The organism is Stenotrophomonas sp. TWI1151, from assembly GCF_039673135.1.
GTDB lineage: Bacteria > Pseudomonadota > Gammaproteobacteria > Xanthomonadales > Xanthomonadaceae > Stenotrophomonas.
Genome location: NZ_JBDJLA010000002.1, coordinates 95740 through 117236, shown reverse-complemented (window position 1 = coordinate 117236; position 21497 = coordinate 95740). Strand labels below are relative to the sequence as shown.

Sequence of the window (21497 nt, the reverse complement as noted above, 5' to 3'; positions counted from 1 at the left end):
AACGGTCGGCTCTACCGTGCGGTCGCGAGGGCGATCCGCGTCATTCCAACTGCGACAACGGCAGCGCGCGGAAATCCTTCACCGTGCGCAGCACGAAGCTGGAATTGACGTCGGCCACGCCGGCGGCATTGAGCAGCTTGTCGAGCAGGAAGCTGGAAAAGTGCTCCAGGTCGCGCACGTAGATGTGCAGCAGGTAATCCATGTCGCCGGTGAGCGCATGGCAGGCCACCACCTCATCCCAGTTCAGCACGCTGTCGGCGAACACGCCGATGGCGTGCTGGTCGTGCTTCTCCAGCTGCACCCGGACGAAGGCCTGCAGGCCCAGGCCAATCTGGCGCGGCTCCAGGCGGGCGCCATAGCCGGCGATCACGCCCTCGCTTTCCAGCCGCTGGACGCGCCGCAGGCAGGCCGACGGAGACAGATTTACCCGTGCGGCCAACTCGGCGTTGGTCGCGCGGCCGTGTTGCTGGATTTCGGCCAGCAAGCGCAGATCCGTGCGGTCGAACTGGGTATCTCCGGCCATTGCTGCCCCGCAACATGAGGTGGACGCAATGATCTTGCGCCAGAAGCCCATATCCGCGCAACTTTGCAAACCTCTTGCGCGTGCCCTGCCCTAGCATCGACAGATGACTTCCCAGGAGACCACCACGATGGAAACCGCCACCGCCCCCCGCCGCGTCGAACACCAGCAGACCGACAAGGGATACGTGCCGGTCTATACCACCGCCATCGTGGAACAGCCCTGGGACAGCTACACCGCCGACGACCACGCCACCTGGAGCACGCTGTACCAGCGCCAGCGTGCGCTGCTGGAAGGCCGCGCCAGCAAGGAGTTCCTGCATGCGCAGGACGAGATGGGCATGAGCGCGCACATGATCCCGCGCTTCGACCAGCTCAATGAGGTGCTCGGCGCCGCCACCGGCTGGACCCTGGTGGGTGTGGAGGGGCTGCTGCCGGAACTGGATTTCTTCGACCACCTGGCCAACCGCCGTTTCCCGGTCACCTGGTGGATCCGCCGCCCGGACCAGATCGACTACATCGCCGAGCCGGACATGTTCCATGACCTGTTCGGGCACGTGCCGCTGCTGATGAATCCGGTGTTCGCCGATTACATGGCCGCTTACGGCCGCGGCGGCGTCAAGGCGCATGCCATCGGCCCGGAGGCGCTGCAGCACCTCACCCGCCTGTACTGGTACACGGTGGAATTCGGGCTGATCAACACCGATGAGGGCCTGCGCATCTACGGCGCCGGCATCGTGTCGTCCAAGGGCGAATCGCTGTACTCGCTGGAGTCGGCGGCGCCGAACCGGATCGGCTTCGATCTGGAGCGGATCATGCGCACCCGCTACCGCATCGACACCTTCCAGAAAACCTACTTCGTCATCGACAGCTTCGAGCAGTTGATGGCCGCGACCGCGCCGGACTTCACCCCGATCTATGCCGCGCTGGAAGCCAAGGACCATCTGCCCGCCGGTGAGGTGCAGGCCGGCGACACGGTGTTCCAGAAGGGCACCGGCGAAGGCTGGGAAGACGGCGGCGACGTGTGATCGGTAGAGCCGACCGTTGTGTGATCGGTAGAGCCGACCGTTGTGTGATCGGTAGAGCCGACCGTTGTGCGATCGGTAGAGCCGACCGTTGGTCGGCTGCCGTTCGAGCCACGATGCGGCGGATGCCGTGGAGCTGGAGCAGCCGACCAACGGTCGGCTCTACCGGGGATACGCCAGCAGCACCACCAGATCCATCTCCCCCACCTGCTGCAGCGCATGCGAACTGCCCGTTCGCGTCAGCAGCGCATCCCCCGCCGCCACGTCGTACTGCTTCCCATCCAGCACGTAGCTGCCCTGCCCGCTGACGATGTAGTAGATCTCGTCTTTGTGCTGGGGGTGCAGGCCGATGCCGGCCCCCTTGTGCAGCACGCGCTTGCGAAGCACGAACGGCAGGTCGGTGTCTTCGGCGAAAAACGGATACGCCGTGGTCGGCCCCGCTCCACCATGCGGGCCGGGCTGGGTCACCGCGATGTCACGCTCGTGGACCACGCGCGAGGGTTTGGCGGCCTCACCGCCCTGCCCCGCACTGCGCACCTCGCAGTCGATATCGCGCTTCAGCGCCGACGTGAGGTCAGGCTGCAACGCCACCCAGTCGCGCATCACCAGGCACGCCACCGCCGTCGCACCGGCCACGCTGAAGTGCGTGCCATCGGCCTTGTTCTGCTCGGGCACGAACATGAAATACGGCTTGGCGCCCTGTTCGCCCAGCCCGCGGATCCAGCGCGTGGAACTGTCGTTGAGATCGATCAGCGCGACCTGCTCGCGGGTCGCCAGCGCTTTCACCGCCTGGGTGTACACACCGTGCGTGTCCAGCAGCGAACCGAAGTCGTACAGCAGCCGCGCCACCGGGGTGATCAGCACCGGCGTGGCGCCCTTGTCGCGGGCCAGCTGCACGTAGCGCATCAGGAACTGCGGGTACGCCGTAGCGGGATCGGTATAGCGGGTGGGATCTTCGAACTTGGCATCGTTGTGGCCGAACTGGATCAGCAGCACGTCCCCGCGCTGGAGCTCGGCGGCGATCGCATCCAGGCGCTTCTCATCGATGAAGCTGCGCGTGCTGCGGCCGCCCTTGGCGTGGTTGCGGACCTCCCACACAGCGGGATCGAGATAGCTCTGCAGGGCCTGGCCCCAGCCGGCCTGTGGCGCGCGCTCCGGGCCGTACGCGGCGGCGGTGGAATCCCCGGCAATGAAGATGCGGTGTGGGGCACACAGCGCGCTGGGGGCCGCGAGGAGGAACGACAGGGACAACAGCAAACGCAGCATGGTCATGCTCCTGGGTGGAGAGCTGCCGGCCAGCGGCCGGCACTACCGGCGTGCATCTGGTGGAAAGCCCCCTGAGTCAGGGGGCGACCGCGAAGCGGTGGGGGTCTGGATGCAACGATTGCTCGGGGCCCACGATCTGCAGCGCAGATCGTGGGAGCGCCAGCTCATAGCAATGGTGTTACCGGGCGAGCCAGCCGCCATCAACCGGCAGGACCGCGCCGTTGACGTAGTCCGAGGCGCTGGAGGCCAGGAACACGGCGGTGCCGCCGAGGTCTTCCGGGGTGCCCCAGCGCGCGGCCGGGATGCGATCGAGGATGGATTTGTTGCGGTCCTCGTCGGCGCGCAGCGCGGCGGTGTTGTCGGTCGCCATGTAGCCCGGGGCGATCGCGTTGACGTTGATGCCCTTGCTGGCCCATTCGTTGGCGAGCAGACGGGTGATGCCGGCGATGCCGCTCTTGCTGGCCGTGTACGACGGCACGCGGATACCGCCCTGGAAGGACAGCATCGAGGCGATGTTGATGATCTTGCCGCGGCCCTGGGCGATGAAATGCTTGCCGGCGGCCTGCGAGATGAAGAACGCGGACTTGATGTTGACGTTCATCACGTCGTCCCAGTCCTGCTCGCTGAACTCCACGGCATCGGCGCGGCGGATCAGGCCGGCGTTGTTGACCAGGATATCCAGGCCGCCCAGGCCTTCGATGGTTTCGCGGATGACGCGCTCGACCGGCTCGATGCTGATCAGGTTTGCTTCGATCGCCAGGCAGCGGCGGCCCAGCGCGGTGATCTTGGCGATGGTCTCGGTGGGCGGCGCGATGCCGGCCACGGCGACGTCGGCACCGGCCTGCGCCAATGCGACCGCGATGCCCTGGCCCAGGCCGGTGTTGCCACCGGTGACGAGGGCGACCTTGCCTTCCAGACTGAACGGATTAGCCATTGCGTATGTAGTCCTTGTCCAATGCGTAACAGACGCCGCCGGCGCGATGCCGGCGGCGCGTCGGGGTCACTTGAGCTGGCAGATGTCCAGCACGTGCATGTCGGTGTAATCCAGGTTCTCGCCGCCCATCGCCCAGATGAAGGCGTAATTGCTGGTGCCGGCGCCCATGTGGATGGACCACGGCGGCGACACGACGGCTTCGTTGTTCTGGATGACGATGTGACGCTGCGCGTCCGGCTCGCCCATGAAGTGGTACACGCGGTCGTTCTGACCCAGATCGAAGTAGAAATACACTTCGCTGCGGCGGTCATGCAGGTGCGGCGGCATGGTGTTCCAGACGCTGCCCGGCTTGAGCACGGTCAGGCCCAGCAGCAGCTGCGAGGACTGGCAGGTGGCCGGCACGATGTACTGGTAGATGGTGCGCTCGTTGCTGGTTTCCAGCGCGCCACGGTCCAGGGCCACGGCGTCCTTGATCGACAGCGCCTTGGTCTCGAAGCGCGCGTGCGCCGGGGTCGAGGCCAGGTAGAACTGCGCCGGGTTGGCGGCGTCATCGGAGGCGAACACCACGTCTTCGCTGCCCATGGCCACGTACAGGCCATCCTTCGGGCCCAGCGTGAACACGGTGCCGTCCACGGTGATGGTACCGCTGCCGGCGCCGACGTTGATCACGCCCAGCTCGCGGCGTTCCAGGAAGGCATGGCCGGCGGCCGAGGCCGGTTCGGTCTGCTTGGGCAGCGAGACCGGGCCGTTGACCGGGGCCGCACCGCCGAGCACGAAGCGCTCGTAGTGGGTGTACTTCAGGGTCACCGCATCGGCGTTGAACAGACCGTCGAGCAGGTACAGGTCGCGCAGGTCGTCATTGCTGGCGCCCTTGATGGCGTCGGGATGGGTGGCGTAATGGGTCTTGCAGTACATGGCGTCTCCAGAGCAGGGGTGGGGCGATGCGTCGGCCCCGGCACGATTTCAGGTGATTGTAGCCAGTTGGTAAACCGGTGTCATTTTGCAGCGCACGATAGGTCGGGTGGCCCGCAGACGGGGTCGGGACGGGAGGCGACAGGACAGGGGGAGGCGCCGAGGATTGACGCCCGGGGCGTCAATCCTCGGGGGGCTGACAGGAGTCGCGCACGATCAGGTGCGGGCGCACGCTGGCGTGCTGCATCACCGCCTGGCCGTCGGGCTGGATCAGCATCGCGGCCGCTGTGCGGCCGGTGTCGCGGGTGTGGCGCCGCACCGAGGTCAGCGACGGCCACAGGCGCGAGGCCAGCGGGCTGTCGTCGTAGCCGATGATCGAGAGCTGGCGTGGGATGTTGATGCCCGCGCGCAGCGCGACCTTGTAGATACCGGCGGCCATTTCATCGTTACCGGTGAAGATGGCGGTCGGGCGCTGCTTGCCCAGCAGCAGCTTTTCGGCGGCGGCCACGCCCGATTCGAAGGTATAGCCGGCCTCGACGATGCGCGCCGGGGGCAGCTCGATGCCGCGCTTGGCGAGGGCATCGATGAAGCCGGCGGTGCGTTCGTGCGCCGAGCGGTAGGCACTCGGGCCGGTGACCAGGGCGATATCGCGGTGGCCCAGCGAGAGCAGGTAATCGGCCGCTTCGGCGGCACCGTCGCGGTCGTGGGTGACCACCATCTGCGAGGTTTCGTCCAGCGGCAGCGAGGCGATCCGGGTGAAGCGGCAGCCGATCTCATCGAGCATGTCCACCAGCGCCTGGTCTTCGGAGGCACGTGGCACCAGGATCACGCCGTGCAGCTTCTGCTGCTGGACGAAGCGGCGCACGCCGTCGATGTAGCCGGGGCTACGCGAATCGCAGGGATGCACGACCAGTTCGAAACTGGAGCCGCGCAGCGCATCCAGCGCGCCGTACTGCATGTCCACGATGTACTGGGCGGTCGGGTTGTCGTAGACCATGCCGATCAGGAACGAGCGGCGGAATGCCAGCCCGCGGGCCAGCGGGTCCGGCGTGTAACCGACCTCGCGCATCAGTGCCTCAACCTTCTCGCGCGTGTCCTTACGCACCAGCGGCGAGTTGTTGATGATGCGCGAGACGGTCTTCTTCGATACCCCGGAAAGACGCGCGATGTCGTTGATCGTGGCGGCCTTGCCTTTGGTCAATCCGTGCGGCGACGGATCGGTTTTGCTGCGCAATGACATGTCGTTCAAACCGGGGATGAGTCAAGGGATTCTAGCGGGGAGCTCAATCGAGGGCGCGGTAGCGGAAATTCCGGAACTCGACCTTGCCGTCGCCGGCAGCATAGATCGCCGGCTTCAGGGCCAGGAACTTGCCCGCCACATTGTGATGGTAGCCGGAGACTTCCATCTGAACCGGGTACTTCTGCCAGGTTTTGCCGTCGGTGCTGGAGTGGATGGTGACGATATGGCGGTTGTTGGTCACCCGCAGCCACAGCGTGCCGCCGGTGGCGCTGGGGGCCAGCCGGGTGGGGCGCTCCTCGCCGTAGCGGTGCATGATGAACTTCTCGCCGTTGCTGCCCACGCCCACATACAGGCGGTCGCTGTAGTAGAGCAGGGCCCCGCCCACCGCGCCCGGGGCGATCTCCATCTCGACCTCGAACTGGTAGGCCTTGTCGCCGGCGATGGCGGTCAGCGGCGAGCTGTCGCGCGGGGTGCTGCCCTTGCCCTGCAGCACCATGCCCTTGCCGGTGAAGGCCAGGCGCTTGTACTCGTCCTGGGCCGGGTTGAAGAACGACCACTGCGCACCGAGCGTGCTGCCGCGGAAATCGTCGGACAACGCCATGCCGTGCTGGCCGACCGAGGTACCCGACGGCTTGGCGAGCGGCTGGCCGAGGTCGCCGCCCTTGGCCACGAACCAGCCATCGGCGGTCCATTCGATCGGCTCCAGCAGCGCCTGGCGGCCCAGCGTCCAGTACCCGTTTTCGTAGCCGTGATACATCATCCACCAGCGCCCGTCGGTGCCTTCAATCACCGTGGCATGGCCGCGCGACCACCACGGCTCGGCCGCCGACTGGGTGCGCATGATCGGGTTGTTCGGGGCGTTCACCCACGGGCCGTGGATCGAGCGCGAGCGCGCGGTGATCACCATGTGCCCGGTCGGCGGGCCGGCAGTGCCGCCCACGGCGGTGGTCATGTAGTACCAGCCATCGCGGAAGTTGATCTTCGGGCCTTCTTGGGCATAGGCCTCCACGTCCCAGCTTTCCGGGTACTTCCAGCCGTCGTAGACGTGCTTGGGCGTGCCGACCACGCTCAGGCCGTCATCGGCCAGCTGCACGTAGTCGCCACCGCTGAGGAACAGATAGCGCTTGCCGTCTTCGCCCACCGCATGGCCGGGATCGATGTAGCTGCCCAGGCCGATATCGATGGGCTCGCTCCACGGGCCCTTGATGCTGTCGGCCCAGACCACGAAGTTGCTGCGGGTCTCGCCGGTGCGGGCCGGGAAATAGATGTAATAGCGGCTGCCGTGCTTGACGATGTCCGGCGCCCAGATCGCACCGACGTTCTTGGTGATCGCGTGGCCCAGCGGCTGCCAGTTGACCAGATCGCGCGAGTGCCAGATCGGCAGGCCGGGGTAGGCATCGAACGAGGACAAGGTGAGGTAGTAGTCCTCCCCATCCTTGAGCACGGAAGGATCCGGGCGATCACCGGCGAACACCGGGTTGAGGAAGGTGCCATTGCCCAGATCGGCCTGGCGCTGGTTCTCGATCCCGCGCTTCCAGGCGGTGGCCGGCTCGGCGGCGTGACCGGCGCCGGCCAGCAGCAGGCAGGCGGTGGCGAAGCTCGCCAGGGTCTTCCTCAGGTGCATCGTCTTTCTCCCTTGAACGTATCGTGGGCCGGCCGCGCTCAGCGCGCCCCGGGCCCGGCAAGACGCTGTTGCCAGCGTGGGTACTCGGTGGTGATCAGGGCCTGCGGCCAGGTGCCGTACCAGTGATAGCCGGTGCGGCGCTCGCGCGGGATGTCGTTGAACGTGGCGACGCGTTCGCCCTCGCGGTTGGCCAGCAGCACGCCACTGTCGTGCAGGTCGTGGAAGCGGCCCCACAGCAGCGGCGCGCCCGGATCGGCGACCAGGCGGCGGTCGACCGTGGTGCGATGGAACTGGAACTGCGCGGGGGTGGTTTCGAAGGTCTCCAGCCGCCACCCGGTCAACGCATGCGCCTGGAACCACGCCATCGCGGCGTGGACCGAGGCGACCACCTCCGGCGCGGGATCGGGGATCGACATCAGGTAGCGGACCACGCCGACACTCTCGTCGGTGACCAGCGCCGGCAGCTCGAACTTCCGGCCCTGCGCGGGCAGCAAGGTGGTGCGGTCGTACTGCCCGGCCCAGATCGTCGGCACGCCGTCCTGGCGCACCTGCAGGCGCAGCAGGCAGGCATCGCCGGCGGTCACGGCCGCGTCCACGCGGGCACGCTGACCGGCAGTGATGAAGCCGAACGCCGGCTCGCGCTGGATGCGCCGCAGCGTGGTCAACACACCGCTGGTGACATCGTCGGCGAAGGTGATGTGGCCGTGGTACGACGTGCGCGAGGGCACCGAATGCGGCCAGCCACCACAGCCGGGGATCTGCTCGGCGAGGATGAAGTCCAGCCCGCGCACCGCCGCGTCGCGGTAGCGGGCATCGCCGCTGCGCGCGAAGGCGTCGGCCAGGTAGCTGACCTGGGTGTAGATGTTGCGGTTGTCGAAGCTGCCGCCGGGCGTGGCCTGGTCGGCCAGCACCTGTGCCCTGGCGGCATCATCGAGGATCCGCTGCGGATCCTGGTTGACCGCCCAGCCCCCACCACGCCGCTGCAGCACGACCAGGTTGTCGGCGATCTGCCGGTACTGATCAGGGGAGTAGCGCGGGTAGTCCGTGCCATGCCCGCTCTGCCAATGGTGGATGCCGTCCTGGAAGCCGCGCAGCGGGATGTCCTGGCCCTGCGCCATGACGGCGCAGGGCAGGGCGATCCACAGCAGGGCTGCCAGCCGCCGCACGCTTACGCGCGCAGCAGGGCAGGCAGCCACAGCGACATTTCCGGGAAGAAGGTGACGATCAACAGCACGCCCAGCGCGGCGAACCAGAACGGCCAGATCGAGCGCATGCTCTCACCGACGCTGATCTTGCCGATCGCGGTCCCGATGAACAGCACCGAGCCCACCGGCGGCGTCACCAGGCCCAGGCCACCGGTCAGCACCAGCACCAGGCCGAAGTGGATCGGATCGATGCCGTAGGCCTTGGCCACCGGCAGGAAGATCGGCGTGCAGATCAGGATCATCGGCGCCAGGTCCATGAAGGTGCCCAGCAGCAACAGCATGATCACGATCATCAGCAGCACCATGAACTGGCTGTGCGCGAACGACTGCAGGAAGTTGACCGCGGCCGAGGGCACTTCGAGATAGGCCAGCAGCCAGCCGAACACGGCGGCCGTGGCGATCACGAACAGGATCACACCGGTGCTGCGCGCGGCATGGGTGACCGTGCCGAGGAACTCGCGCCAGTCGAGCTGGCGGTACAGCACGGTGGTCACCAGCAGCGCGTAGACCACGGCGATCGCCGCGCTCTCCACCGCGGTGAAGATGCCGGCCCGGATACCGATGAAGATCAGCGCGACCAGGCCCAGGCCAGGCAGCGCCGAGACCAGGCGCAGCAGCACCGCACGCCAGCCCGGGAAGATCTCCACGCCGTAACCGCGGCGGCGTGCCACCAGATAACCGGTGATCATCAGCACGACGGTCATCAGCAGCGCCGGCACGATACCGGCCGCGAACAGATCGGCGATCGACAGGCCACCACCGGCCGCGGCCGAGAACAGGATCAGGTTGTGCGACGGCGGCACCAGCAGCGCGACCAGCGCGGCGGTGATGCTGACGTTGACCGCGAAGTCACGGTCGTAACCGCGCTTGACCATCTGCGGAATCATCGTGCCGCCGACCGCCGAGACATCGGCGATGGCCGAGCCGGACACACCGCCGAAGAACAGCGAGGACAGGATCGAGACCTGGCCCAGGCCACCGCGCATGCGACCGACCAGCGACGAGGCCAGCGAGATCAGACGCTCGGAGATGCCGCCGCGCATCATGATTTCACCGGCGAAGATGAACAAGGGAATGGCGATCAGCGAGGCCGACCCGGTACCGGCGGAGATCTGCTGGACCAGCACCAGCGTCGGCAGATCCAGGTACCACAGCGTGGCCAGGGCGGCGGCGGCCAGCGCGAACGCGACCGGCACACCGAGCAGCAACAGCACCGCGAACACGGTGAAAAGAATGGTAATACCCATGACTCAGCGATCTCCCTCGGCAACGGCATCGGCCGGCCGTACAGCCAGCGCCATCTGGTTCACGGCGAAGATCGCCATCAAGGCGCCACCGATCGACAGGGGCAGGTAGTTGATGCTCTGCGGCAGGTGGGCGCCGGCGGCCTTGATATCCAGGCCGTCCATCAGCAGCACCGCCGCCCACCAGGCGATGACCACGCCGAGCACGGCCACCACCAGCGCGGCGAACACATCGACGGCGCGGCGCAGGCCCGGGCCCATGTGCGCGGCCAGCAGGAAGAAACCGAAGTGGCGGCGGGTATGCACACCGGTGGCCGCACCCAGGCTCATCGCCGTGGCCAGCAGCAGCAGCGTGACCGGCTCGGTCCAGCTGGGCGAATCATTGATCACATAGCGGGCGAACACCTGCCAGCCCTGCACCACCACCAGGCCCAGCAGGGCGATGACGGCAATGTAGATCGCCACGTCGGCGATGATGTTGAGCAGGCGCTGCGGCGCGGTGGGGGTGATGACGGTTTCGGAAGTCGAGTCGGACATCGCGTCGGGGCCTCAGGCGAAGTCGCGGATGCGACGGGTGAGGGCGGCCAGCTCCGGCTGCTGCAGGTAACGCTGCAGGAGCGGATCGGCGGCCTTGCGGAAGGCCGGCATGTCGACCTCGTTGAACTTGATGCCGAAGTCGGCCACGGCCTGGCGGGCGGTGTTTTCCGAGGCATCCCACTGCTCGCGCATCACCTGCACCGATTCACGCGCGGTCTCGATCACCAGGGTACGGTCGGCCGGACTCAGCGCATCGAAGCTCTGGCGCGACATCAGCAGCACGTCCGGTGCATAGGAGTGATCGCTCTGCGACCAGTAGTGCGCGGCCTCGAAATGACGGCTGGAATGGAAGCTGCGCATGTTGTTTTCCGCACCGTCGATCATGTGCGTTTCCATGCCCGAGAAGGTGTCGCCCAGCGACATCGGCGTCGGGTTGGCACCGAGCAGGCGCATCAGCTGGATGAAGATGTCCGAGGACGCCACGCGCAGCTTGAGACCGTGCAGGTCCTTGGGCTCCACGATCGGGTGCTTGGTGTTGTAGAAACAGCGCGCGCCGGAATCGTAGATGGCCAGGCCGACCAGATCGCGCGTTTCAAAGCCCTGCAGGACCGTATCGGCGACGCCGCCGTCGAGCGCGCGGCGCATATGCGCCACCGACTCGAACACATACGGCAGGCACAGGCCCTGGGTCAGCGGAAACGCGTTGTTGAGCGCGCCGGAGTAGACGCGGGTGATATCGATGGCGCCGAAGCGGGCCATGTCGATCGCCTCGGACTCACGGCCCAGCTGGCCGGAGTGATACTGGCGCAGCCGCAGCCGGCCGCCGGTTTTTTCTTCCAGCGTCTTCCCGATCCATTTCACCGCGGTGACGGTGGGGTAGTCGGCGACGTGGACGTCGGTGGCGGTCAACAGCTGCGCACCGGCCGGTGCGGCGTTGGATGACCGCGAACAGGCTGTCAGCGCGGGCGCGGCAAGCGCGCCCAGACTGGTAGCCAGGAAACTTCTGCGAGTGAACATCTGCGCCCTCCCAAGCGTGCTCGCCATGTCCGCGCGGTCAACCGGCGGCGATGGCCTTGCAGGTAATGTCGCCGTAACCGACGAAACGGATCAATGCTTCCTGGCCCACGGCGATGTCGTGGATGCCGGTCGCGTTCCCACTGGCGATCAGATCGCCGGCCTTCAACGGGCGGCCACGCTGCGCCGAGCGGCCCAGGGCGAACGCATAGGCGGTGCGCAGGCCGCCGGGCAGCAGGGTCGCGCCACCGGTGCCGACCACCTGGCCTTCGATGCGGGTTTCCGCACGCAGGTCGGCGTCGTCCAGGCGGGTCCAGTCCGGGATTTCCGGGCCGAGCACCAGGCCGTTGTTGTTGCCGAAGTCCGACACCACCACGCGCGGGCCGAGCTTGTTGATCGTCGCCAGCGGGCTGCTGGCCACCTCAACGCCGATGAACAGCTTGGCGGCCAGCGCCTCGGCTTCTTCCGGGGTCCAGTGCAGCTTGTCCGCCGGGGCGTCTTCCTGCAGCTGGATCACGTACTCGGCCTCGACCGCGCCGAAGCCACCGACGAACACCGGAATCTCGACTGTTCCACCGGTAGCATTCCAGAGCTGACGCGAGAAAATCGGCCCCAGCAGACGGTCGTCGCCGGAGACATCGCGGCGCTCGGCAGCGATGTAGCCGACCTTCCAGCCGACCACCTGGTCGTCCCACAGCGCGATGGCCTGGTCCTGTACCTGATAGGCCGTGACCAGGTCTTCCGGGATGGTTCCCGGGAAATCGGGCAGGGATTGGCCGTGTTGGCGGGCGCTGACGAAGTGCCGGGCGATCTCGCCCAACCCCTGGTCGGGCAGGTCCTGTTTGCCGTGGTCGTTGCTCAAGCGGGTCTCCCGGAAAAATTGTTGCACTGCCAATCGACAGTGGCTGGATGAGCTGTATATGGTAAACCGGTGTCATTGGCAATGTGCAGCGCATCAGAACGGCTGCCGGTCAGGCACGATGCCTGTTCCCCTTGCCCGAAGGACGTACCCGGATGCGCCGCTTCCTCGCGTTGCCCATGCTGACTCTCCTGCTGCTGGTCGGCGGTCTGGCCCACGCGGCCGAGCGTGCCGTACCGGAGACCGAACCGGCCCTCGGCGACCCGGACCGCATCGCGCTCTGGCCCGACGGCCGGGTGCCGGGTGAATCCGGCCCGGCCACCGTGCCCAACGTGATCGAGCGCAGCCGCGATCCGGCGCTGCCGGACCGTTACATCGACAACGTCAGTGCGCCTTACCTGGTGGTGTACCGACCGGCGCGCCCGAATGGCACCGCCCTGCTGGTGGTGCCGGGCGGCGGCTATCAGCGCATCGTGCTCGACAAGGAAGGCACCGCGCTGGTGCCGGCGTTCGTCGAGCAGGGTGGGGTGACCCTGTTCGTGCTGCGTTACCGGCTGCCGGCCGGCCGCAGTGATCGCCAGGCCGCACTGGCCGATGCCCAGCGTGCGATGCGGGTGATCCGCGCCGATGCTGCGCGATGGCAGATTGATCCGCAGCGCATCGGGGTGATGGGCTTCTCGGCCGGCGGGCACGTTGCCGCGCGGTTGAGCAACGGCTTCGATGCACCGGTGTATCCGCACCGCGACGCGATCGATGCGCTCAGCGCACGTCCGGATGTCGCACTGCTGATCTACCCGGTGATCGACATGGGCAGGCATGCGCATACCGGCTCGCGTTCGCGCCTGCTCGGGCCGCATCCGGACAGCACGCTGCAGCAGCAGTTCTCGATGCAGGACCAGGTCCGCGCCGATACCCCGCCGACCTTCCTGGTGCATGCGCAGGACGACAACGTGGTCTCGGTGCACAACAGCCTGGTGTATTACCAGGCGCTGCTGCGCGCCGGCGTCACCACCGAAATGCACCTGTTCCCGTTCGGTGGCCACGGCTTCGGCGTGCGCATCCCGGCCGGTCTGACCGTTGCGCAGTGGCCCGAGCTGGCCCTGCGCTGGATCCCTTCGCGCCACACGGAGCCCGCGCGCCATGAGTGAGTCCCCCGCCGACCTGCAGCGTCGACGCTTTCTGCGCGACAGCGCGCGCTACGCCCTGATGCTGGGTGCCACCAGCCTGCCGCTGATGCCGGCGTTCGCCGGCGCGCCCGGGCCGCGCGATGACGCCTCACCGCTGGCCCGGGTACGCAGTGGCCGGGTGCGCGGACAACGGGAGCAGGGGGTGAATGTGTTCCGCGGCATCCCCTATGGGGCCGACACCGCGCCCCGGCGGTTCCAGCCGGCGCTGCCCGAGATGGCCTGGCGTGGCGTGCGCGATGCGCTGGACTATGGCAACGCCGCCCCGCAGACCGGCAAGGAAGGGCCGGGCAGCGAAGACTGTCTCTACCTCAACGTGTGGACCCCGGCGCTGCGCGACGGCGGCAAGCGGCCGATCGTGTTCTACATCCATGGCGGCGCGTACAACAACGGCTCCGGCAGCGACCCGCTGTACGACGGCAGCGCGTTGTGCCGGCGCGGCGACGTGGTCGTGGTCACGGTCAACCATCGGCTCAACGTGTTCGGCTATCTGTACCTGGCGCAGCTGGGCGATGCGCGCTTCGCCGACTCGGGCAATGTCGGCCAGCTCGACCTGGTCCAGGCGCTGCACTGGGTGCGCCAGCATGCCGCCGAATTCGGGGGCGATGCCGACAACATCACCGTGGTCGGGCAGTCCGGCGGCGGCGCCAAGATCGCCACGCTGATGGCCATGCCGGCCGCGCGCGGTTTGTTCCAGCGCGCCTGGACCATGAGTGGGCAGCAGGTCACCGCGGCCGGCCCGCGGGCGGCCACCCAGCGCGCGCAGATCGCGATGCAGGCGGTAGGCGCGGCCGACGCCGAGGCGCTGCGCACGATGCCGATGGAGGCACTGCTGGCCGCCACCCGTGCGCGCGATCCGTCGCGCGTGGAGAACAGCAGCCTGTATGTCGGGCCGGTGCTCGACGGGCGTTCGTTGTCGGTGCATCCGTTCTGGCCGGAGGCGCCCGCGCAGTCCGCCGGGATTCCAATGGTGATCGGCAACACCCACGATGAGACCCGCGCCTTCCTCGGCAACGACCCGGCCAATTTCGCGCTGACCTGGGAGACGCTGCCGGCCAAGCTGGAAAAAGAGCAGTACGTGGACCTGCTGCCCTCGGTGGTGATCGCCGAGTACCGCCGCCTGTACCCGCACTACACGCCCTCGGAGGTGTTCTTCGCGGCCACCACCGCCGGCCGCTCCTGGCGGGGTGCAGTGGAGGAACTGGAGGCGCGTGCGCGCCAGGGCGCCCCCACCTGGGCCTATCAACTCGATTGGGGCTCGCCGCTGGACGGCGGCAGGTTCGGCGCGTTCCACACGCTGGATATCCCGCTGGTGTTCGATACCACCGATCGCCCCGGCTCACGCACCGGTGACGGCGAAGCGGCGACCCGTGTCGCAGCGACCATGAGCGAGGCGTTGATCGCCTTTGCGCGCCATGGCGATCCGAATCATGGCGCACTGCCCCGCTGGCAGACCTATTCGCTGGCCCGCCGCGAAACGATGCTGTTCGATACCCCCTCGCAGCAGGCCGACGACCCGCGCGGTGGCGAGCGCCGCCTCTATCAGCAGGCCCCCTTCATTCAACGAGGTACGTTCTGATGCGCGCGTCGACCTGGCTGCTGGGCAGCGTGCTGTTCGGCCTGATGAGCGTTGCGCACGCCGCCGTGGATCCGGCGGTGCTGGATCGTCCGGCACCGACCCCGATCCGGGCCAGCAAGATCGTGCTGGTCGGCGATTCCACCACGGCCGTGCAGGGCGGCTGGGGCCCGGCGTTCTGCGCACGGCACGTGACCTCGTTCCTGACCTGCACCAACCTGGCCCGTGGCGGTCGCAGCACGTACAACTACCGCGCCGAAGGCTCGTGGGCGTTGGCCGACGCGGAGATGCGCACGCCCGGCTATGCCACCACCTGGGTGCTGGTCCAGTTCGGCCATAACGACCAGCCCGGCAAGCCGGGCCGCTCCACCGATCTGCAGCGCGAATTCCCGGACAACCTGCGCCGCTACGTGCGTGAGATCCGTGCCGCCGGTGCGCAGCCGGTGCTGCTGACCCCGTTGACCCGCCGCCAGTTCGCCGATGGCGTGCTGATCGATGACCTGGCGCCGTGGGCCGAGGCGGTGCGGACCGTGGCGCGCGAGATGAAGGTCCCGCTGGTCGATCTGCACGCGCGCAGCCGCGCGGTGGTCCAGGCGCTGGGGCCGGTGGCGGCCATGCCGCTGGCACAGGCGGCCGCCACGCCCGCACAGGTCAGCGCGGCGCTGGGCGGGACCACCGTGGGCGCCGCGCCCACTGCCGGCGCACCGGCCGCGCAGAACAACGCCCTCACCGAGCCCATGGGACAGGCCAAGGTCGCCTTCGATTACACCCATCTGGGCCCGGACGGCGCAGCGTTGTTCGCCACGCTGGTCACCGAGGAACTGGCCCGGCAAGTGCCATCGTTGCGACCGCTGCTGATTCCCTGATCGATAGGCAGACCCTTCGAGTTCTTTCGAATGGATCGCTACGTCGGGGATCGTGAGTCGATTGGATGTGATTCAGGTCAAACACGCTGTTCACCGGGATCGCCTAGACTCGGGGTATGCAAGACCAATGCAACCCGTTTCCTCCGTTCCATGGCCGTGATCGATTGATCGCCGCCGTCGACCATGCCGTCCAGCACCAGCACGCGCACCAGATCGCGGCAACGCTGCGCGCGGCGTTGCGCGAGGCGATCGCCGACAGCCGCATCCAGCTGCCCGCCTGCGTGCACCGCCCGATCGAGGATCACTACGCCCGCCGCGAGCTGTATCGCAGCCCGGTGCACGGCTACAGCATCGTCGCGATGAGCTGGGGCCCGGGACAGGGCACGCCGCTGCACGACCACAGCGGGCTGTGGTGCGTGGAAGGGGTGTGGCTGGGCCAGCTGGAGATCACCCAGTACCAGCTGCTGGAGCGCGACGGCGAGCGCTTCCGCTTCCGTGCCGAACCGGCGGTGCTGGGCGACTGCGGCAGTGCCGGCAGTCTGATCCCGCCGCATGAGTACCACACCCTCCGCAACACCAGCGATGACGACCTGGCGATCTCCGTGCACGTCTATCAGGGCGAGATGACCCGCAGCGCCGTCTTCGAACCCGAGGCCGACGGCTGGTACCAGCGCCGCGTGCAGGTGATGGAAACCGACGCGGCCTAGGGCCGCGCTCGACCTGCGGCCTGCGCCGCGCGCATCATCCGGTTCCCACCTTTCGAAGCGCCGCCATGCGTACGTTTCCGTTCCAGCAGGTCAACGTCTTCAGCCAGGACCCGCTGCGCGGCAATCCGCTGGCCGTAGTGCTTGATGCAGAAGGCATCGACGACGCACGCATGGCCGCGTTCGCCCACTGGACCAACCTGAGCGAGACCACCTTCCTGCTGCCGCCGACCGATCCGCAGGCGGACTATCGCGTGCGCATCTTCACCACGCTGGAAGAGCTGCCGTTCGCCGGGCATCCCACCTTGGGCAGCTGCCATGCGTGGTTGGCCCATGGCGGCGTGCCGAAGGGCGCGGAGATCGTGCAGGAGTGCGGGATCGGGCGGGTGCGGATACGGCGCAGCGCGTCCGGCCTGGCGTTCCTGGCGCCGCCGCTGCTGCGGGGCGAGGCGTTGCCGCCGGACCTGCGTGAGCGCGTCCGACGCGGCCTGGGCGTGGCGGCAGAGGACGTGGTGGACGCCCGCTGGGCCGACAACGGCACCGGCTGGCTGGCACTGCGCCTGCGTGATCGTGCGGCCGTACTTGCGATCCAGCCGGACTACGCGCAGCTGGAGGGCATGAAGGTCGGCGTGTTCGGGCCTTGGCTGCCCAGTGATGGCGACGAGGCCCAGTACGAAAGCCGTGCCTTCATTGCCGGCGACGGCGCCCCGGAAGACCCGGCCACCGGCAGCCTCAATGCCGGCATCGCGCGCTGGCTGCTGGCCACCGGCGAGGCGCCGGATCGCTATGTGATCAGCCAGGGCACGGCGATCGGGCGCGCCGGCCGGTTGCGGGTGGAGCGGCTGGGCGATGCGCTGTGGATCGGCGGCGACTGCGTGACCTGCATCGAGGGGCAGGTCACGCTGTGAGCCAGACAGGGGCAGGGCGCCGGCAGCGCCATGCACCGCATGGCGTTATGGGTCCAGCGCCACCACGTTGTTGCGCTGGGTCACTTCCGCCGCACCGTCGGCCTGCATCACGCGCACGCGCAGGCCAGCGCGCTCCCCGGCCGGCAGCGGCAAGCTGACGGTCGTGGTCTTCGGCAGCAGGTCGCTCGGCGCCGCCAGACTCGGAATCTCGGCCCGGGCCAGCTCGCGGCCCTTCGCATCCTCCAGCACTGCCACGCCCATCCCGGTGGCGACGTGGCCCAGGCTGTGCACGGTCACCTGCACCTGACGCCCGTCCACGCGCACATCGCCGCGCCCGATGCCGAGGTCGGCACGCTGTTCGACCGGCGTGCCGGCCTGCACCAGCTCGAACTCGAACACCTGGCTCTGGCCCGGCACGAACCGCAGCGTGGTCGAGGCACTGCGCTCCAGGGTGAGATCACGCGTGGTGGCCTTGCCATCGATGGTGTCATCGCCGTCGCGGTCCACGCCGCTGGTCATCCGCCATTGCCCGGCGGTGACGTTCCAGGTGCTCATCTCCGCATCCACTGCGTGCTTGCCCAGGTTGTAGGCGATCACCTTGAAGCGGTCCGGCGAGGGTGCATGCACCAGCAGCGCGACCTGCTCGGCGGCCTGCGGCTGGGCGAAGCGCCAGCTCACGGTGTGGCCCGGCCAGCTCTGGTTGCGCTTGAGCGCGATGCCACCCAGGCGTGCACGCTGCAGGAATTCGCTTGGCGCTTCGACACGGTCGGACCACCAGTGGCCTTCGGTGTTCATGTATTCGCGCTGCGCCTTGGCCTGGATGCCGTCGGCATGCAGCGCCTCCAGGTACTTCTTGTCGCCGGTCGCCTGCCACGCCATCAGGCTGGCGAAGCCGGTGCTGCCACCGTCGGCATCGCTGATGAAGCGCGGGTTCCACTCGGCGCCGCGGCCGAGGGCCTCGACATAGTTCTCGCCCAGGTTGGACAGCGCCCCCGGCCCACCCCGCTCGACGCGGTAGTCCAGTGCCTTGAGGTATTTGTCATCGCCGGTCCAGCGCCATGCCGCCCAGAAGGTGTGCATGATGTCGCCGCTGCCCGAGCCATTGTTGAGCTCACCGCCGCGGGTCTTGCCGGTCGCCCAGTTGATCTCGTTCGGCAGCGCCCAGCGTCCCTTGTCGTCGGTGTAGGCGTGGGCCAGGTAGCCATCGGCCAGCCCGGTGACCAGCTTGCGACCGGTCGGATCGGCGTTGTACTGGCCGATCAGGAACGCCGGGTGCAGCACCGGGAAGGAATACGGCTTCTGCCATTGCCAGTTCGGTTCGCGGTACACCTTGTTGCCGCCGAACCAGTTGCTGGAGAACAGCAGATGGCCCTGCGGGTTGGGCAGGATGATGCGTTCGTCGAACGCCTTCACCGTTTCCATCAGACGCTCGACGGTGAGCGGATCGCCCCAGTTGAGGTAGAGCATCGCACTGTTGGTGTTGATGCCTTCCTCGTAGGCATGCAGCTCGTCGGTCTCGATGGTGCTCAAGCCGTTGCTGAACATGGCATTGCGGTACACCGCATCGGACAGCGCGGTCAGCGAAGCATTGAGCTTGTCCGGCTGCACGCCCATCAGCGCCAGGCCGGGCCACTGCTGGGTCAGGTCGGAGTCGTCGGAGATGCCGCCGCCGAAATCACCGTAGGCGATCTGGCGGTTGTCGATCCACCAGTCGATGAAGCGGCGCACGTAGGTGAGGTCTTCGGTCTGCCGGAACGCCCACAGCGGCACGCCCTTGGGCGGCTCGGGCTGGGTGAATGGCGGCTTGCCCTGGCTGTTGTAGCTGATGTAGTTCCAGTACAGGCGGCCGAGTTCGTGGTCCGGGTCGACCCGCAGCAGATCACTGAGATCGGCATACACGCGCGCGTACAGGCGCTGGCGCTTGGAGGTAGTGTGCTCTTCGACCAGGAAGCCCCAGTTGTCACGCACCTGGTTGAAACGATCGGCGATGTGCTCCTTCTTCGCCTCCTCGCGGTCCTTGTAGACCATGCGGATTTCCGCACCGTCCAGCGAGGTGGCGTTGAACCCCGGTGCGGCCGAGGCGATGGAGATCCACAGGCTGTCGGCGGTGAGGATGCGGTCGCGCAGGTCCAGCCACAGGGTGCGCTTCTGGCCCGGTTTGACCGACACCGACACGTCGATCATGTCGCGCGCCGGCCAGAGCGGGTCCTTGATGCGGATGTTGAGCGGGATCAGGCCGTCATGGGTCGCCGGCAGGTCCAGCGTGGGCAGATCGATCGCGACACCGTCCAGGCCGTCATGCATGTTCTCCCAGCTGTGCGCCCAGCTGCGGATCAGCGGTTGTGCCGCCGGGGCATCACTGACGCCGGAGGGAATCAGTACGTGCACGATCGGCAGCGGTTGCGCGGGCAGCGTGTCGGCCGTGCGCTTGCGTGCGCCGGCGCCCTTGGGCAGCGCCATCACCGTGCTGCGTTCGGCCGCCGGGTAGCGGCCGTCGATGTACTCCCGAAGTGCCGCGATGTTGGTGTAGTCCGGCAGCGCCTGGCTGTCGACCAGGTAGCGCTGCTTGACCGTGCCCTCCGGCTCGGCCGCGTCGCTGACCTGGTAGGCCCAGATTTCCTGGATCGGCGTTTCCTGTTCGGTATTGCGGAAGTGCAGGACGCCGCCGGTCTGTGCGGCAATGGCATTCACGCTGCGCACCACGCCCTGCGGGCGCTGGAACAGGGTCTGCGACGGCTGGCCGTCGGTGCTGTGGCTGAGCCCGCCGAACGCGGCGCCACGCACTTCGATGCGGTTGACGCTTTCACCGGCCGGCAGGGTCAGGTCCAGCTGCTGGCCGCCCTCGACGTAGGTGTTCCAGTCGGGCAGCTGGAAGTAGTCGTTGCGGCCCGGCAGGCGCGAGCGGTTGTATACGCCCGGCCAGGTGGTTTCGGCAATGCCGTCGGTCGCCTTCCACATCCACTGCTTGTGGTCCTTGGTATCGGCGAACTCGACCTTGCGGATCGTGGTGGTCGGCGCGGTCAGCGCCGGCGGTGGCGCAGCGTCCCAGCCATGGCGGTGGCGCCAGGCGCGCATCGGCTCCGGCACGGCCACCGCGGTGGCGGGCGTGGCATTGCGCGCCAGGGCGGCCATGCCGGCCGGATCGAGCAGGCGGTCGTAGACGCGGATCTCGTCGAAGTCGCTGCCGCGCAGGAAGTTGTAGCGGCTCTGCACCTGGTAGGGCGCCATCACGCGCGCGGCCAGGCCGAGCTGATCGAGTGCGGCGTCGTAGTCGGCGGTGGTCTCCTGGCGGGCCACTTCCTTGCCGTCCACGTACAGGCGCACGCCGTGGTTTTCGTCCCAGCCGAAGGCGATGTGCTGCCACTGCTGCGGCGAGGGAGTCTGGTCGAGCTTGAACGACACGCGCGTGCGCGCCAGGTTGGCATCGGTGACGAACGCATCGAAGCCGTGGCCGTTCCAGTCGATGCGCAGCCAGGCCATGTCCCAGCTGCTGTGGTCGGCGTAGCCGACCCGGAAGATCACGAACGGTGCTTCGCCCACCGCGTAGCGCGCGCGCCAGAAGAAGCCCAGCGTGCCGCGCTGGGCCTGGATGTTGCCCGGCGCGTTCCACGACAACACGCCATCATCCGCCCACTCAATGGCGCTGCCGTGCGCCCCGTTCGGCACCCGCTTCACCTTGTCCACGAAGTTGGGGACCGGGTCGCCAGCGGCGGTGTCGGCCTGCAGGCCCTGGTCGGCCGAGACGTGGAAGAGCAGCTGCGGCGCGGTCTGCGCCCAGGCGGTGCCACTGCCCGCAAGCAGCAGCGCCAGCAGGCTGGCGGACAGGCGGGAGAGGCGGATCGAGGGGGCGACAACGCGATGCATGAGACCTTCCTTTCGA

Annotated in this window: 18 protein-coding genes; 6 read left to right on the top strand and 12 right to left on the bottom strand. The window is 67.9% G+C overall.

The features are described 5' to 3' along the window. Window positions 1-40: 40 nt before the first annotated feature. Complete coding sequence (locus ABE422_RS04670; protein ID WP_313210595.1) at window positions 41-523, bottom strand: Lrp/AsnC family transcriptional regulator; 483 nt, start codon at window positions 521-523, stop codon at window positions 41-43. 127 nt (window positions 524-650) lie between these two features. On the opposite strand from ABE422_RS04670, the gene phhA reads away from it, so the two are divergent. Next, window positions 651-1547: a phenylalanine 4-monooxygenase gene (gene phhA, locus ABE422_RS04665; RefSeq protein ID WP_346482642.1), complete on the top strand. Its 897-nt coding sequence runs from the start codon at window positions 651-653 to the stop codon at window positions 1545-1547. A gap of 159 nt (window positions 1548-1706) precedes the next feature. Here the strand turns inward: phhA and ABE422_RS04660 are convergent, their stop codons facing one another. The 10 genes from ABE422_RS04660 to ABE422_RS04615 form a co-directional block, all read right to left on the bottom strand. Continuing rightward, a complete protein-coding gene (locus ABE422_RS04660; RefSeq protein ID WP_346482572.1) occupies window positions 1707-2810 on the bottom strand; it encodes a GDSL-type esterase/lipase family protein in 1104 nt (367 codons plus the stop codon). Window positions 2811-2988: 178 nt separating this feature from the next. Beyond that, window positions 2989-3744, bottom strand: coding sequence for a 2-dehydro-3-deoxy-D-gluconate 5-dehydrogenase KduD (gene kduD, locus ABE422_RS04655; protein ID WP_019184096.1), 756 nt, complete (start codon window positions 3742-3744; stop codon window positions 2989-2991). A 66-nt stretch (window positions 3745-3810) separates the two neighbouring features. After that, window positions 3811-4659: a 5-dehydro-4-deoxy-D-glucuronate isomerase gene (kduI, locus tag ABE422_RS04650; RefSeq protein WP_313210589.1), complete on the bottom strand. Its 849-nt coding sequence runs from the start codon at window positions 4657-4659 to the stop codon at window positions 3811-3813. Window positions 4660-4837: 178 nt separating this feature from the next. After that, window positions 4838-5896: a LacI family DNA-binding transcriptional regulator gene (locus tag ABE422_RS04645; RefSeq protein ID WP_123731196.1), complete on the bottom strand. Its 1059-nt coding sequence runs from the start codon at window positions 5894-5896 to the stop codon at window positions 4838-4840. Between the two features lie 43 nt (window positions 5897-5939). Then, window positions 5940-7520, bottom strand: coding sequence for a family 43 glycosylhydrolase (locus ABE422_RS04640; RefSeq protein ID WP_346482571.1), 1581 nt, complete (start codon window positions 7518-7520; stop codon window positions 5940-5942). 38 nt (window positions 7521-7558) lie between these two features. After that, window positions 7559-8716 carry a pectate lyase gene (gene pelA, locus ABE422_RS04635; RefSeq protein WP_346482570.1) on the bottom strand — a complete coding sequence of 386 codons (1158 nt, stop codon included), beginning with the start codon at window positions 8714-8716 and terminating at the stop codon, window positions 7559-7561. After that, window positions 8689-9972 (bottom strand): TRAP transporter large permease, encoded by a 1284-nt coding sequence (locus ABE422_RS04630; protein WP_123730975.1) that lies wholly within the window; start codon window positions 9970-9972, stop codon window positions 8689-8691. The genes pelA and ABE422_RS04630 overlap by 28 nt, the downstream gene beginning before the upstream one ends. A 3-nt stretch (window positions 9973-9975) precedes the next feature. Then, window positions 9976-10506 (bottom strand): TRAP transporter small permease, encoded by a 531-nt coding sequence (locus ABE422_RS04625; protein WP_313210579.1) that lies wholly within the window; start codon window positions 10504-10506, stop codon window positions 9976-9978. A 12-nt stretch (window positions 10507-10518) separates the two neighbouring features. Beyond that, the gene (locus ABE422_RS04620) at window positions 10519-11523 is read right to left on the bottom strand and encodes a TRAP transporter substrate-binding protein (protein ID WP_026069922.1); all 1005 of its coding nucleotides are present in this window, start codon (window positions 11521-11523) and stop codon (window positions 10519-10521) included. A 37-nt stretch (window positions 11524-11560) separates the two neighbouring features. Then, window positions 11561-12382, bottom strand: a complete 822-nt coding sequence (locus tag ABE422_RS04615) for a 2-keto-4-pentenoate hydratase (RefSeq protein WP_313210576.1) — start codon at window positions 12380-12382, stop codon at window positions 11561-11563. 176 nt (window positions 12383-12558) lie between these two features. On the opposite strand from ABE422_RS04615, the gene ABE422_RS04610 reads away from it, so the two are divergent. The 5 genes from ABE422_RS04610 (at window position 12559) to ABE422_RS04590 (ending at window position 17617) form a co-directional block, all read left to right on the top strand. After that, on the top strand, window positions 12559-13527 hold the full coding sequence (locus tag ABE422_RS04610) for an alpha/beta hydrolase (RefSeq protein ID WP_346482569.1): 969 nt from the start codon (window positions 12559-12561) through the stop codon (window positions 13525-13527). Then, entirely contained in the window at window positions 13520-15142 is a 1623-nt protein-coding gene (locus ABE422_RS04605; protein WP_346482568.1) for a carboxylesterase/lipase family protein, read from the top strand. The genes ABE422_RS04610 and ABE422_RS04605 overlap by 8 nt, the downstream gene beginning before the upstream one ends. A 44-nt stretch (window positions 15143-15186) precedes the next feature. Then, window positions 15187-16005, top strand: a complete 819-nt coding sequence (locus tag ABE422_RS04600; RefSeq protein ID WP_313219944.1) for a rhamnogalacturonan acetylesterase — start codon at window positions 15187-15189, stop codon at window positions 16003-16005. Window positions 16006-16121: 116 nt separating this feature from the next. Beyond that, complete coding sequence (locus ABE422_RS04595; RefSeq protein WP_346462776.1) at window positions 16122-16712, top strand: cysteine dioxygenase family protein; 591 nt, start codon at window positions 16122-16124, stop codon at window positions 16710-16712. A gap of 65 nt (window positions 16713-16777) precedes the next feature. After that, window positions 16778-17617, top strand: a complete 840-nt coding sequence (locus ABE422_RS04590) for a PhzF family phenazine biosynthesis protein (protein ID WP_346481153.1) — start codon at window positions 16778-16780, stop codon at window positions 17615-17617. Between the two features lie 45 nt (window positions 17618-17662). On the opposite strand, the gene ABE422_RS04585 is transcribed toward ABE422_RS04590, so the two are convergent. Next, a complete protein-coding gene (locus tag ABE422_RS04585) occupies window positions 17663-21481 on the bottom strand; it encodes a LamG-like jellyroll fold domain-containing protein (RefSeq protein WP_346482567.1) in 3819 nt (1272 codons plus the stop codon). Window positions 21482-21497 lie beyond the last annotated feature (16 nt).